At 56.6% G+C, this 14,652-nt stretch carries 13 protein-coding genes and 1 pseudogene; 13 read left to right on the top strand and 1 reads right to left on the bottom strand.

The window, feature by feature from the left end:
* Positions 1-446: 446 nt before the first annotated feature.
* From J7U39_RS28795 to J7U39_RS28730, 13 genes and pseudogenes are all read left to right on the top strand, one after another.
* Positions 447-1,925: a biotin carboxylase N-terminal domain-containing protein gene (locus tag J7U39_RS28795; RefSeq protein ID WP_168302092.1), complete on the top strand. Its 1,479-nt coding sequence runs from the start codon at positions 447-449 to the stop codon at positions 1,923-1,925.
* Positions 1,922-2,425, top strand: coding sequence for a biotin/lipoyl-containing protein (locus tag J7U39_RS32065; protein WP_205919284.1), 504 nt, complete (start codon positions 1,922-1,924; stop codon positions 2,423-2,425). Before J7U39_RS28795 ends, J7U39_RS32065 begins: the two co-directional genes overlap by 4 nt.
* 1 nt (position 2,426) lies before the next feature.
* A complete protein-coding gene (locus J7U39_RS28785; protein WP_210633128.1) occupies positions 2,427-4,034 on the top strand; it encodes a carboxyl transferase domain-containing protein in 1,608 nt (535 codons plus the stop codon).
* A 56-nt stretch (positions 4,035-4,090) separates the two neighbouring features.
* A complete protein-coding gene (locus J7U39_RS28780) occupies positions 4,091-5,620 on the top strand; it encodes an AMP-binding protein (RefSeq protein WP_210633127.1) in 1,530 nt (509 codons plus the stop codon).
* A 610-nt stretch (positions 5,621-6,230) separates the two neighbouring features.
* Positions 6,231-7,343 carry a fatty acid desaturase family protein gene (locus J7U39_RS28775; RefSeq protein WP_210633126.1) on the top strand — a complete coding sequence of 371 codons (1,113 nt, stop codon included), beginning with the start codon at positions 6,231-6,233 and terminating at the stop codon, positions 7,341-7,343.
* 40 nt (positions 7,344-7,383) lie between these two features.
* Positions 7,384-8,730 (top strand): O-acetylhomoserine aminocarboxypropyltransferase/cysteine synthase family protein, encoded by a 1,347-nt coding sequence (locus J7U39_RS28770; RefSeq protein WP_210633125.1) that lies wholly within the window; start codon positions 7,384-7,386, stop codon positions 8,728-8,730.
* Between the two features lie 13 nt (positions 8,731-8,743).
* A complete protein-coding gene (locus J7U39_RS28765) occupies positions 8,744-9,520 on the top strand; it encodes a gamma-glutamyl-gamma-aminobutyrate hydrolase family protein (RefSeq protein ID WP_210633124.1) in 777 nt (258 codons plus the stop codon).
* The gene (locus tag J7U39_RS28760; RefSeq protein WP_210633123.1) at positions 9,517-10,446 is read left to right on the top strand and encodes a DMT family transporter; all 930 of its coding nucleotides are present in this window, start codon (positions 9,517-9,519) and stop codon (positions 10,444-10,446) included. Before J7U39_RS28765 ends, J7U39_RS28760 begins: the two co-directional genes overlap by 4 nt.
* Positions 10,447-10,701: 255 nt before the next feature.
* Positions 10,702-11,150 (top strand): annotated as a pseudogene (locus J7U39_RS28750) (DDE-type integrase/transposase/recombinase); the annotation flags it as partial.
* Positions 11,151-11,452: 302 nt separating this feature from the next.
* On the top strand, positions 11,453-11,821 hold the full coding sequence (locus tag J7U39_RS28745) for a transposase (RefSeq protein ID WP_105746072.1): 369 nt from the start codon (positions 11,453-11,455) through the stop codon (positions 11,819-11,821).
* Positions 11,818-12,165, top strand: a complete 348-nt coding sequence (tnpB, locus tag J7U39_RS28740) for an IS66 family insertion sequence element accessory protein TnpB (protein WP_164050677.1) — start codon at positions 11,818-11,820, stop codon at positions 12,163-12,165. The genes J7U39_RS28745 and tnpB overlap by 4 nt, the downstream gene beginning before the upstream one ends.
* A gap of 63 nt (positions 12,166-12,228) precedes the next feature.
* The gene (locus J7U39_RS28735; protein WP_210629339.1) at positions 12,229-13,851 is read left to right on the top strand and encodes an IS66 family transposase; all 1,623 of its coding nucleotides are present in this window, start codon (positions 12,229-12,231) and stop codon (positions 13,849-13,851) included.
* Positions 13,851-14,147, top strand: a complete 297-nt coding sequence (locus tag J7U39_RS28730; protein WP_210629338.1) for a hypothetical protein — start codon at positions 13,851-13,853, stop codon at positions 14,145-14,147. Before J7U39_RS28735 ends, J7U39_RS28730 begins: the two co-directional genes overlap by 1 nt.
* Here J7U39_RS28730 and J7U39_RS28725 read toward each other — a convergent pair.
* Complete coding sequence (locus J7U39_RS28725; RefSeq protein ID WP_210633121.1) at positions 14,125-14,481, bottom strand: dsDNA nuclease domain-containing protein; 357 nt, start codon at positions 14,479-14,481, stop codon at positions 14,125-14,127. The two genes, J7U39_RS28730 and J7U39_RS28725, sit on opposite strands and share 23 nt — an antisense overlap.
* Positions 14,482-14,652 lie beyond the last annotated feature (171 nt).

Genomic DNA, 14,652 nt, shown 5'->3' with positions numbered 1-14,652 from the left:
CGTCTCGACAGTTACGGCCGTGTACCGGGGCAGCATCTTAGGGAACAGGATCTCGGCTCGGTGTCTCGGGTGCCCGCCGAGCAAATAGAAGGCTCATGCCAACAGGCCAAGTGAAATACGCATTCGAAATGACCTCATGGAACAGGCGCGCACCGTCTCTGCCGTCTACCCACAGGGAGGGCGTTGCACGAACCGCAGTTGTCGCGCCCAAGTGGGCTCGTTGCTTACGCTATTGAGGAATTGCTGCTACTCAGCGATGCGCTGGCCCGGCTTCGGTTTGCGGATGAGGCTACCTGCCATCAAAACATCGACCACAAAGAGATTGTGACAACGCGGGATCATTTGCGAACCCGATCCATGGGCGATGCAGGCCCTTATACGGAGATGGAGAGCACTACAAAGGGCCTGCAAATCTGATCTCAGCCCTAAGGTAGGCAAATAGGCGAATGCGAAAATTACCCTTTGATACCGTTCTGATCGCCAATAGAGGCGAGATTGCCGTACGCGTCATCAAGACCCTGCGCGAGCTTGAATTGCGCTCCGCAATTGTCTACCACGCTCTCGATGCGGGAGCGCCGGCCGTCTCAATGGCCGACACGGCGATTGCTGTGAGCGGTCGCACGCCGGTCGCAGCCTATCTTGATACCGCACAAATCATCGCTGCCGCCCGCGAGGCGAACGCCGGGGCGATTCACCCAGGCTATGGGTTCCTTGCAGAGAATGCGGACTTCGCAAGGGCAGTGGTCGAGTCTGGGTTCACTTTCGTCGGGCCTACTCCTGAGAGCATCCAATTGATGGGTGACAAGATTCGGGCCCGCAACTTCGCTCAGCGGAACGGGATTCCGGTCGTGCATTCAGCGATCGAAGAAGATGACCCTGCCTCGTTCATTATGAGGGCGCGATCCATTGGAGCGCCTTTGCTGGTAAAAGCATCAGCCGGCGGCGGCGGCAAGGGCATGCGGATCGCCCGCGACCTCGACACCTTGGAAGACGCCATTGCGGAGGCACGCAGTGAGGCGCAGCGCTACTTCGGGGATGGCCGGCTCTACATCGAACGATATATCGAAAAGTTACGGCATATCGAAGTGCAGGTGCTCGGCGACTCCTTCGGAAGCGTCGTTCATTTGTTCGAGCGGGAATGCTCGGTTCAGCGCAGATTTCAGAAGGTCATTGAGGAGGCGCCCGCGTCAACGATTTCCCCGCGGTTGCGCCAGAGAATCTGCGAAGCTGCCGTTCGCATCGCTCGAGCCGCCAACTATCGAAATGCAGGAACTGTGGAATTCATCGTGGATGGAGGAGATTTCTATTTCCTCGAGATGAATACGCGCCTGCAGGTGGAACATCCCGTCACCGAAATGATCACTGGCATCGATATTGTTGCCGAACAGCTCTATCTCGCCGGGGGCCATGAGCTTAGATTTTCACAGTCAGATATCGTGTCGAAAGGACACGCGATCGAAGCGAGGATGTGTGCTGAAGCTCCTGAACGCGGCTTTTCTCCTACGACGGGGAAGGTACTGGTGCTCGAGTATCCCGGCGGTCCAGGCCTACGGATCGACACTGGCATCTCGCAGGGTCAGCAGATAACGACAGCCTTTGATTCCTTGTTGGCGAAGGTGATCGTACATGCGGACACGCGTAATGAAGCTGCGCTGAAGGTCGAACGCGTGATGCGGGAGCTGGTGCTCCTCGGCTGCGAAACAAACGCGAGCTTTCTAGCGCGCGTCCTTGCCGACGAGCAATTTTTAAGCGGACAGCTCCATACTGGATATCTTGACGAAAATCCGCAGTTGGCCGCTGGCGACTCCCCGTCCGACTTGTCGACCTTCCTAGCCGCCGCCGCTCTACTGACGAGGCCAGTGTGCGATTCGGCAGATGCCGTACCTGAGCTTCACGCCTCGCTCGGCGGCTGGAGAAACGCGTGAACCACGTTTTTGAGCTTGAAGGTGTAGATTATCAGTTGTGGCTTTCACGTTGTCAGCAGGGGTATCGCCTGCATTTGGGGGGCGAAATACTCGTACCGCTCGACTTCACCCATCAAGGCGACGGTAGCGGCATTCTTACCATTGCCGACTCAAACGAGCCGGTAAGGTTTGCGATCGATGGCGACACTATTCACCTGCATATTCGCGGCAGGACGCGCGTTCTGCGCTACCGAGACCCATTGTTAGCCCATTCGCTCGTGAAAAAGGATGCAGGTCTTCTTGTGGCGCGCGCGCCGATGCCAGGCGTGGTGGTTAAAACGTCGGTTTTGCCCGGCGACCAAATTTCCGCAGGCTCCGCGCTGATGGTGATCGAGAGCATGAAGCTGGAAAGCGTCATACGCGCGCCACAGGACGGGGTGGTCGACCGAATTCATTTTAGCGAAGGCCAGAGCTTCAAGCATGGCGCGGTACTAGTTACGATCAAAGAGGAAGGGCATTAAGATGCAGCGCATCGCTTCTCTTGTCGACGTGAACTCGCAAGAATTTCACCTCAACGAGCTCCACAACAGAAGACTTGCGGCCGAATTAAACGAGCGCCAGCGTGCGGTCCGCTTCGACCGTCCCGAGCGCGACCGCGAGCGCCTGCGGCGACAAAACAAGCATTTTGTTCGCGACCGGGTGGAGGCTTTGCTTGATCCAGAAACGCCTTTCCTCGAACTTTCGACACTGGCCGCGAACGAGGCTTACAACGGGGGTGTGCCCAGCGCAGCGCAAGTCGTCGGCATCGGCATCGTTGCGGGACGCGAGGTGATCGTTCACGCAGATGACCCGAGCGTCAAGGGTGGAGCATGGTATCCGCTGTCAGTCAAAAAGATCGTCCGATCCCTGGATATAGCAATCGAGAACCGTCTGCCCGTCGTTCATCTTTGCGACTGTGGCGGTGGATTTCTTCCTCTGCAGGCGGAACTCTTCGCGGATCGCCACCACGCGGGCAGAATCTTCCGCAACCAATCCATTCTCTCGAAGATGGGCGTGCCGCAGGTCGCCCTCGTGATGGGACATTGCATCGCGGGAGGAGCTTTCGTTCCTGCGCTTAGCGAGTACAACATTATCGTCCAGGGAAGCGGAGCGATATTTCTCGGCGGTCCATCGGTTGTAAAAGTTGCGACTGGCCAGCACGTGTCTGTCGACGAGCTCGGCGGTGCTGACATGCAAACCACGGTATCGGGAACGGCCGACTATATCGCGCATTCAGAGATGCACGCGATTGCGATTGCCCGCGACTTAGTCGGTCGTATCAATCGTCCTGAAAAAATCTCCATCGATCGAGTCGCTCCCGAGCCGCCCGCTTATGATGCATCTGAGCTATACGGTATAATTCCAAGAGATCCTCGAGTGCACTTTGATATGCGGGAGATTCTCGCGCGCTTGGTCGATGGCAGCAGGTTCCATGAATACCAACCGCTCTACGGGCGAACTCTGGTATGCGGGTTCGCGCGCCTTCATGGATACCAAATCGGTGTTCTGGCGAATAACGGCGTGCTATTCGATGACAGTGCGTTGAAGGGCGCTCACTTCATCCAGTTGTGCGACATGAATCGGACGCCGCTGTTCTTCTTGCAGAACATCACCGGCTTCATGGTGGGCAGCGAATATGAGCGGCGTGGCATCACCAAAAATGCCGCCAAGCTACTCATGGCCGTGTCTGGAGCGGCGGTGCCCAAATTCACGGTCATTTGTAATCATTCTCACGGTGGGGGAACATTCGCCATGGCAGGGCGCGCTTTCGATCCGCGTTTTCTGTTCACCTGGCCGCAGGCTCAGATTTCAGCCATGGGTGCCGATCAAGCGACGCGAGTGCTTACGGATGTGAAGGCAAAGCAAATGGCGGCCGATGGTAGGCGCTTATCGGCGGAGGAGTACGAAGTCACGAGACAGTCGATTTTGGAAGAGTATAGGGAGCGATCAAGCGCTTACTATGCAACGTCTGAAATCTGGGACGACGGGATTCTTGATCCTGTCGACACCAGAAACGCGCTGGCAATCGCCTTGAGCGCCTCGCTCAATGCTCCCACTGAGACGCCACATTATGGCATCTTTAGGATGTAGTGCGGCTCCCCCTCTCGGCCTTCCTTCAGATCGAAAAATATGCGCTGACGATTACAATGGATCTCTGCACACTGATTGACCGCAATGCGGCGGTTGCTCCAAACAAGGCCGCAATTCATTTCGAGGGTGAGACGCTAAGCTACGCCGCGTTGCGGGGATCTATCGAGCAAGCCGCCCGTGCCCTGAACAAAGAGCTGAGAGTCACTAAAGGCGATCGAGTCGCCATCCTCAGCCTGAACCGGCCCGAGTATCTAATTCTTCTCTATGCCTGTGCGCGTCTTGGCGCAATTATGCTGCCTTTGAACTGGCGGCTCGCGCCGGCTGAGCAGCTCTTCATCTTGTCCAATGCCGGAGCAAGGGTATTGGTTGTCGAGCAGGAGTTCAACAGCCTTCTGCCGCATCTGGCACACACACTGCCCGACACCTCAGTCGTCGGTTTGGACTTCACGCCCCCTCGCGGGAGCACATGGGGTAACCTGTTGGCCCAAGGCCGCGGTGATGGCGGTAACTCACATGCCGACTTGAGCTGCCCGCTTCTGATCGTCTACACTTCTGGCACTACCGGGCGGCCCAAAGGCGCGGTCCTCCGACAAGAAGCTTTGCTCTGGAACGGGGTGATGAGCCAGCACATGCATGCTCTGACGTCGGAAGATCATGTGTTGTCGGTACTACCGTTCTTTCACGTGGGTGGGCTCAACATTCAGACCACTCCGGCTTTGCAACATGGTGCGACGGTCACTATCCATTCCCGATTTGCGGCAGGTGCGACACTTACTGCATTTGAGCGCGATCGGCCAACACTAACGGCATTGGTTCCGACGGCCATCCAAACATTGACTGACCACGACGCGTGGTGGACGGCAGACCTGTACTCCTTGAAGGCCGTTTCAACGGGCTCAACGATTGTGTCCCAGGCCCTGATCGAGCGCGTTACCGCGCGAGGGGTACCGGTCCTTCAAGTGTATGGCTCCACAGAAACCTGCCCCATCGCCATCTACACGAGGCTTGGGGGTGATCTCTCACGCTGCGGGTCTATTGGCCTGCCGGGTCTATGCTGTGAGGCGATGATCATTGATGACGCCGGCAAGGAGTTGCCGGCGGGTGCCCCAGGCGAAATCGCAGTGCGCGGCCCGAATGTCTTCTGTGAATACTGGGGCGATCATCAAGCGACCCGCGAGGCACTGTGTGACGGCTGGTATCGCACTGGTGACATCGGGTACCGGGATGCCAGCGGTCACTATTGGGTTCGCGATCGCAAAAAGAACCTCATTATTTCCGGCGGAGAAAACATCTATCCAGCCGAAGTCGAGCGTGTGCTCGGGGAGCACCCTGATGTCAAGGAATGCGCCGTTGTCGGTCGGCATGATTCGCACTGGGGCGAGGTGCCGGTCGCCTACGTGGTCAGGCGCGTGGGGGCACGGATCGAAGCGGAAGCATTGGCCGCGCATGTGCAGTCGCAGGTCGCTCGCTTCAAGGTCCCGCGGGAGTTCATTTTCACGAGGGAATTGCCCCGAACAGCCTTGGGCAAGATTCAGTACTCGATTTTGAAAGAGCTTCAAGCGCGGTCCCCCAATCCCGAGAATTAACCGCCCCCTTGTTCCGAGATGATGCCGTCCCCGGATTGGGGTGTTTATCCGGGTGTCCTGCTGATTGAGACGTTCGTCCTTTGAAAGGAAGGAACGGCATGCCAGCGGAGAGACTAAAGATGCGGCGTGTCCGCGAGATTCTGAGATACAGATTGAGCTAGGGCTCGGCCCAAGTCGATTGCGGCGCGCGTTGGTGCGGTCCCGGCGGTAGCAATCGGGGGGGGGTTACTCTTGTTTTCACTGCGTTAAGTTTACGCTGCCTCCATGAACGCTCCATCCAGCCTCCACGGGACCTGAACCTACTCAGTACATACAGGCGCCAATGATGACTTGTGCCGACGAGACCAACGAAGGGGACATCCTCCGGATCTTAATCGGAAAGATTGAACGAAACTCTGAAGATTGGCTTCTCGTGACAATGCAAGAACTCTTCGGTCCACACTACGAGTACGCCGGCCTTCAAATGTGCCCAGCGCACGGCCGCGCTCCGCAGAGCTTCGACAGTCGGCTTACGGTTCGCTCGCCCATGCGAGACGTCGCGCCGAGTTTCCGCTTTCCGTCCGTGGGATGCTGCAGAGGGCGATGTCACGTTATCAGCCTATGCGACGGAATGGCGCTTCAATATCGAGCAAAAGGTATTTTCATGAACAGTCATGCTCAACCTCTCTATAAAGGTATCGAAGCGCCTGATCGCTATACGCACCATCACTTCGATCGATCTATCACCGGTGACATCAAGGCTCTTGCGACTGACAATTGGCATGGCCCATTTTACATCGTTAAGGACTATGCGGTGATCGCTACCCTTGTGTGGCTGGTGGTTGATGTAAGCTGGTGGTTTTATCCTCTCGCGGTAATCATGATCGGCGCGCATCAAAGGGGCATTTCCACCATTTTGCACGATTCCGCGCATGGCGTTCTGACAAAGAATCGCTTGCTGAACTTCCTGCTCGGCACGTGGCCAACCGCCTGGCCGATCTTTCAGCGCCACTTTGCCTACAAGGAGTCTCATGTCCATAGTCATCACCCCTTCCTTGGCAGAGCCGACGCCGATCCCGACCTAGAGTTCTTTATAAAGGAAGGCGTATTCACGCCGCGGACGGATCGTTCCTTTATCTGGAAGATCATTGTTCTTCCGTTACTCGGATCGAAGACCTACGCTTATTTCAGGTATCTGGTACGTAACAGATACCAGGTGATTGTCGCTTCCCTTTCCGGCAAGGAGAGCGCTACGCGAGTTCAGCGTGGAGAAGGGTGGCGCTGTGAATTCGATCGCTGGGGCTTCTATGCATTCTGGGCGTCTATTGCCGCGGCGGGTCTGGCCTCCAGCTATTTCCTGGAATTCCTCCTGCTCTGGGTCGTTCCCTACGTCACCTCATTCCATATCATCGGATGGTTCATCGAGATGTCTGAGCACTGCAGCTCCATCGACAACCAGCACGTCAACCTTCATATGGCGCGAAACCGTCAAAGCCGGAACATCGAGAAGTGGCTGACGGGGATCAACAACGACAACTATCATCTCGATCATCACCTCGATCCGACCACCCCATTCTGGCGTCTACCTGAGGCGCACGCCATCCGCATGAGCGATCTCGAATATGCGGCGCACTGCTCCGAGACAGGCGGGATATTTCAGTCTGGCCCAAATGGTGAACCTTCCATTCTGATGCTGATCAGGGACCAGAATCGGAAGCGCTTTATCGAAAGCGCGCTGGCCTAAACGCCAATTCTCGAGAAGAACAGATTTCCGGAGACAACCAATGCCGACCAAAACCCAGAGAAATATCGCCACAACACAACCCGTTCCGGCGCCGGCGCTGCACGTTGAGACGGCGGTGCTTCACGGTAGCTATCGTTACGATCAGACAACACTCGCGACGACTGTGCCGATCTACCTCTCGAATGCCTATGCTTTTGAATCTATTGATCACGCATCAGACGTATTTGATCTGCGAAGAGAGGGACGCACCTATTCGCGGTTGATGAATCCGACGACGGATATACTCGAGCAACGCATTGCTTCTCTGGAGGGCGGCGTCGCGGCTTTGGCGACGTCGTCGGGCCAGGCCGCGATTATGCTCGCCATTTTGAATATTGCGGTGGCGGGCGACAACATTGTGAGTTCCGCTCATCTATATGGCGGGACAATCAATCTGCTTTCTAGTACCTTTCAAAGGCTCGGGATCGAAACGCGTTTCGTCGATCCGGGCGATCCTACACGTTTCCGCGAAGCCTCAGACGAACGTACGCGTTGTTGGTTTGCCGAAGCATTGCCCAATCCGAAACTCACACCTTTCCCGATCGTGGAGGTCGGCGCGATTGCACATGAAATGGGCATTCTGCTCATCATCGACAACACCATGACCCCTCTCATCACACGCCCGCTTGAGCTCGGCGCGCATGTGACCTTGCACTCCACGTCAAAATACATCTGCGGCCACGGCACCACGATTGGTGGGGTCGTCGTGGATGGCGGCACCTTTGATTGGGAGGCCTGTTCCGAACGATTTCCGTTGATGACCCGCCCTGATGTCTCCCATGGCAATATCCGTTGGCTCGAAGCTGCGCGTGATCTGCCCGGTCCCTATGGAGCCAGCCCTTTCCTGCTCAAGATGCGCAATACGCTCATGCGTGACTTTGGCCCCTGTCCATCACCATTCGCATCGTTTCTCTGCATCCAGGGCCTGGAGACGCTGCCATTGCGGATGCCGCGACATTGCTCCAATGCCCGCCGCGTCGCTGAATATCTCAAGGAGCATCGGAACGTCCTCGACGTGACCTATCCGAGTCTTGGCGGAACGCTGGAACGACGTCGCGCCGAGCAAAACATGGGCGACCATGGCGGCCCGATGATCGTTTTCGAGATCGCCGGCGGTATCGATGCCGGCCGCCGGTTTATCGAGCGCCTACAACTCGTCTACCATGTTGCAAACATCGGCGATGCGAGGACACTCGCCACGCATCCGGCCTCCACGACGCATGCGTCAGTGCCGCAAGCAGCGCGCCTGGCTTCCGGCGTGCGCGACGGAACGATTCGGATTTCCGTCGGGCTTGAACATGTCGACGATATCCTTGCTGATATCGGTCAAGCCCTTGAAGAGGCCTGACATAGTGGCCGCTATGGCAGAAGACAGCCCGGCAATCGTTGGTGTCGTTTGCGATCGCCAGACGGTCGACGGCGTTGATTATGATGTGGTGCGCGCCCGTTATCTCGAAGCGTTGCACCTCACCGCTGGCGTCGTGCCAGTCCTGATCCCAGGGGGACTTGCCGACAAAGAGTTGCGGACCTGCCTGTTGGCCTTCAATGGATTGCTCCTGACCGGCGCGGCGTCAAATGTATCACCTTCACGATACGGGGGTCCGATGGCTTGCGCCAGCACGCTCGATCTTGATCGCGACAGGACGAGCATCGCTGCGATCGAGATTGCTTTGTCGCTGGGCGTCCCCTTGTTCGGAATCTGCCGTGGGCTGCAGGAACTCAATGTTGCACTTGGAGGCACCCTTTCAACCAATATCTCGGAAGGTGAAGGCCGAGGTGTGCATGTTGAAGATCTGTCTCTCTCGCGTGATCTTCAATACGCTCCCTCACATGCAATTGTCGCTGAAGGTAACGGCCATATCGCGGAGTGCATTCGCCGCCTGAAGACAAATTCTGTTTCAGTCAACACACTGCACGAGCAGGGCATTGCACAATTGGCGGATGGTCTTGCTGTCGATGCGCGGTGCGTGGACGGCGTCATCGAAGCCGTATCGGTAAAGGAAGCAACGACATTTGCCGCAGCTGTGCAATGGCATCCTGAATGGTTTCACGTCGAGGATCCGCTCAGCGGTGAAATCTTCCGCGCCTTCGGTGAGGCGTGCCACTTGCATGTGAAAAGAAAGATGTTACAGCCGTGAAAAGTACTTGTCCTTCGCCAGTTGCCGGCGCTGCTTTCGCCCTTTTTGCGGCTCTTTCAAATGGAACCGTCGGTGTACTGTCCCGCTTCGCCTTCAATGAAGGTCTCGATCACACGGCCGTCGCGTTCTGGCGTTGCGGTATCGCGCTTTCGCTGATTTCGATCATCGTTCTCTGGAAAGCTGGGGGGCTGGCCCGATTAACTGCCGCTTTCGCGGGGTCGTGGAAAATTGCGGTTTGCTCCGCACTTGGCATCTTTACGCTTTATCATTTTGAAACCAGCGCCTTCGCTTATGCGCCGATCCCGCTTGTCGCCATCCTAGTTTTTGCCGGTGGGCTTGGCGCAATCGCGCTCGACATCATCATCCTGAAGGAAAGAGTAACGATGGGGAAGGCGTTTGCCATGGTTATGGTCGTTCTCGGCGGTTTCTTCCTGATCTCTGGCGACGGGCTGGAAACGGGGAGCTTGATGGGCGTCACTCTCGCCCTCATTGCCGGCCTGGGTTATGCCAGCTTCATCTTCGCATGGAAATTCTTCAAACTCCGCTCTTCCTTGGAAAATTTGTGGTTGTTCCTGGCGTATGGACTGGTCATGCTCGCCGTGCCCTATTTCTGGAGCGGTGCACAAATCCCATCAGCAAACGCTTTGCCGAGCCTGTTGTCGCTTGGCGTTATTCCGTCTTTTTGCGGCTTTTACTGCACGATCCTCGCCCTGCGGCATATCGAAGCGTACAAAACACAGGTCATCGAATCGAGCGAGCCGTTCTTTTCCGCGCTCTTTGCCGCCATGTTCTTCGGCGAATGGCTGACAGGTTCAGGAATGTGTGCGTCCCTAGCTATCATTCTTGGTGCGTTAATCACGTCAACGCCTGATCGTCGTTGGCGTCCCCACACAGTTACGTGCAATCGGCGAAAGGGAGTAACGTGACAACACCAACGACGCATCTTCGATGACGCTAAAAAGTTTGGTTTGAACGCGGGTGTTACTGTTCCCTTCCGCGGGCAGGCGGGCATTTCCTCGACAATGAGTTTTGTGCAAAAAGAAGCGAGTGAAATGAAGGACTTTGAAATCAACCACCTCTAATCGGCCGCCTGGGTATTTCATTTGAAGGTCGTGAACACCTTAGACTGCAACGGCGACTATCCCGGTCTGACTGGGCGTGAAAAGGAGTGTCTTTCATGAGTCGCAGCTGGAGAGAAATTCTGGCTCTGGCGTGCGGTCGATCAACATGGCACCGTTCTCGAAGAGATATTGCATAAGCGGCGTGATAAAAGGGCAGCGAAGCGCGTGCTGGTGGCGTTAATGAAGCGCTATGACTTTGCTCACGGATCATCACCGATAAGCTCCGCCTCTACGGTGCAGCAAAGGCGAAAGTGGCACCCGGCCTTGACCATTGGTCGGACAGGGCCTCAATGATCGGGGCCGAGACAGCCATCTGCCGTTTCGAAAACGGGAAGGAACCATGCAAGGCCACCGATCACCAGGCACGTTGCAACGGTTCGTCTCCATGCACTCAGCGACCCGCAATTGCTTTTTCAGTTCCGTCCCGTCGCCGCGCCGGGCAAACAATACGCTACCGTCGGCTCGAAGCTTTCGATGCATGGAAAATTGCGGCTGTGTCGCCTGAATAACCACGAGCCGCTGACCTTTCCAGCCAGAGAAACTTAACGTGACAACACCATCGAGACGCGTCGCGTCAAACCGTGAACGCGAATCGCTGCAGCCGCCGTTTGTTTACGGTTACGGCGGAACCTCAATCAATCCAAATCTTGCCGCTCTCAACACCTCAACTATTCTGTCCCGGGTCTTCATTTTCCTTATGCCGTTTTTGATAGTAACCGCCCGATTGGCACCGCCTGCCGCCTAGCGCCCTGATGGCCTAAGAGACGTGTTTAACGACGTCGTTAGCGACGTGTCTTAGGCGAGGATTGCGATGCGCGTTGAAATTCTTGGGCAGGAACGTCGACGGCGGTGGCGCGAAGAAGACAAGCTTGCGATTGTCATGTCGGTTGGGGTTGCTGGAGCCACGATCACAGAGGTTGCTCATCGTCACGATTTAACGCGGCAGCAGATATACGCCTGGCGTAGCGAGCTCAAAAAGAAGGGGCTTTTGTCGGCATCTGCGAATGCATTGTTCATTCCAGTCGATATGAATGCCGTGCAGACCGATGTCCCTGAACTCAGGGAGAGCTGCTGCGGGATGATCGAGCTACGATTGAGCTGCGGCCGCACACTTCGCTTCGAGAGTTCGGTGGCGCCCGGCACCCTGACGCAGGTTATCCGGGCAGTGGAAGCAGCATGATTGGACCTGGGACCGGCGTTCGGGTGTATCTTGCGTGCGGGATCACGGACATGCGCAAGGGAGTAGAAGGCCTTGCCGCGCTTGCGCAGAATGTTTTGCGTCAGAAGCCGACTGGCGGCGCGGTCTTTGCTTTTCGCGGCAAGCGTGGCGATCGTTTGAAGCTGCTCTATTTTGATGGCCAGGGCTTCTGCCTGTATTACAAGATCTTGCAGAAGGGGCGGTTTCCTTGGCCTTCGGCATCCGACGGGACTGCCCGGCTGACGTCGGCCCAACTGGCGATGTTGTGGGAAGGGATCGATTGGCGTCGTCCTGATTGGGGTGCGCCACCGGCCCGTGTCGGGTGATTTTATCCCACTGAAACCACTGGTTTTTATGGAAATTTATCCTGACTCGTGGTAGTCAGGATCATGTCTAGCGCGACGACAAATCTTCCGGACGATCCAGCCTTTCTCAAGGCAATGATTGCCGCTTTGCAGGCGGAAAACGCGAAGATGTCGGCCACATTGCAGGCGCATGACCAGTTAATCCAAACGCTGCGGCTGCGCATTGCCAAGCTGAAGAAACAGGTCTTCGGCAAGTCCTCCGAAAAGATTGAGCGTGAAATCGAGCAGCTGGAACTGGCGCTTGAGGATCTGTTGATCGCCGCCGCTGAAGGCAGTATGGCGCCAATCGATGAACCTGATGAGGCGGCGTCTGTTGTTCCCTTGGCGGATACGTCTGAAAAGATCATGCGCCGGCGCCCACGCGTCTCGGACAAGGCGGTTCGCGAGCGCCGAGAGCTCGATCCTGGCTCCTGCTGCCCGGAATGCGGAGGTGAATTGCGTCTTGTCGGTGAGGACGTCAGCGAAATCCTCGACATGATCGCCGCGCAGATGAAAGTCATCGAGGTTGCTCGACTGAAGAAGTCCTGCCGCTGCTGCGAGAAAATGGTACAGGTGGCAGCACCCAGCCGCCCGATACCGGGCAGCATGGCGGGCGCCGGCCTTCTTGCTTATATTCTGGTCTCGAAGTTTGACGACCATTTGCCACTGTACCGGCTGAACGAGAACTTCGCCCGCATGGGCGCCGACATTCCCGACAGCACGATGGTTGATTGGTGTGGTCGCGCCATGCAGGTGCTTCAGCCTCTCATCGAGCGGATCGAAACGGCGATTATGGCAAGTGACCTCCTTCATGCCGACGACACCCCGATCCGAGTGCTGGATCGCTCGCTGCGAGACAAGGGGTTGGGCAAGGGTGTGAAGAAGGGCAGGATCTGGACGTATGTCCGCGATCAACGTCCATGGGTGGGGACTTCCCCGCCCGGTGCAGTCTACTATTTTGCTCCTGACTGGAAAGAAGAGCACGTGCACCGCCACCTCAAGCAATCAAGCTGCATCCTTCAGGCTGACGGCTACAAAGGATATGGCAAGCTATACTCGCTTGGAGAAAAGGGAGGATCTCGCTTCAAGGAAGCCGCCTGCTGGGCTCATTGGCGACGAGACTTCCACGACATCTGGACATCAAACAAGTCGGAGATTGCGCGAGAGGCTCTCGATCGCATCGGAGCGCTTTACGACATCGAGCGTGGCATCAACGGGCAGCCTGCTGAGATCCGTCTTGCTGCGCGTCAAAAGCAGAGCAAGCCTAAGGTCGATGCATTCCGCCACTGGGCTGAAGCTCAACTCACGCGCATTCCGGGCAAAAGCGATCTGGCGACAGCTTTCCGCTACGGATTGAGCCGATGGTCTTCGCTCTGTCTGTTCCTCGAAGACGGCCGCGTCGCGATCGACAACAATGCCGCCGAGCGGGCACTACGTCCGATAGGCGTGGGAAGACGGAACTGGCTCTTCGCGGGAGCCGATACGGGAGCGGAGACCTTGGCACGCGCCATGACGATCATCGAGACGGCAAAGATGAATGGACTTGATCCGCAGGCCTATCTGGCTGACGTGCTCGATCGCATCCACGATCACAAGATCAATCGGTTAGACGAACTGCTTCCGTGGAACTGGTCGGCGATCACCACAGTCGACGCAAAGGCAGCCTGATGGCGGCAGTCACCTACGTCCGTACGATCAAATTTGTTGCCGAAATTCTCGAAGAGGACCCGGAGCTTCTTCAGGCAATCGTCTCCAACGATGATAATCTGAGCTACGGCAGCATCATCTCCGTGTACACCGGAGACGACGAATCCGTGACCGCACTGACAGACGACGGCATGGACGAATTGGAGCAGATGCTCAAAGACGCCCGCCGCTCACCCCAAGAATGGGACGACTTCCTCGACAGCTTTGTTGACGACGAGCTGCTCGTCGCTCGCATCAAAGCAAAATCTCGGCGGTAGCAATCGGGCGGTTACAATCGAAACCATGGAAGCTATCGGGAAACTTCTTGTCGAGTACGCAGAATTTCGCGAGGGCCCGGATGACTTGCGCTTCTCTCGCCTTGAACGGAGGGCGCGTGATGTTTCGCGTCTTGATCTGCGTGCCGATGAACTTGCCGTCGCTCCTTTTCAGAAGGAAGTCTTCGTGGCTTTCGCAAATGACCTCGTCAAAGTCCGCCTTGCCGGTAACAAGGCGAATGGCGTTTATTGCCGCGTACGAGTATTGATACTCGAACCGCGCGGCTACGTCGTCACCGGGATCATTCTCATCGAGAGTCAGGTCAGGTGATGTCATGGCGTTCAAGGCCTTGGGCTTTACTATCTAATGAACACATTGCCTCAGACCGCGCAATATGAAGTCTGCAGATAGTTGGACGTCGGAGGTAAGGGACGAGAATTTACATGTCCGACCGGTCCGGTTCGAAGCACCTTCTTGGCGCGTTTGCTCATCGTTGCTCTCGGCCGC

This window comes from Rhizobium sp. NLR16a (genome assembly GCF_017948245.1).
In the GTDB taxonomy this organism is placed as follows: domain Bacteria; phylum Pseudomonadota; class Alphaproteobacteria; order Rhizobiales; family Rhizobiaceae; genus Rhizobium.
This window is presented reverse-complemented; position numbering and strand designations above follow the sequence as displayed.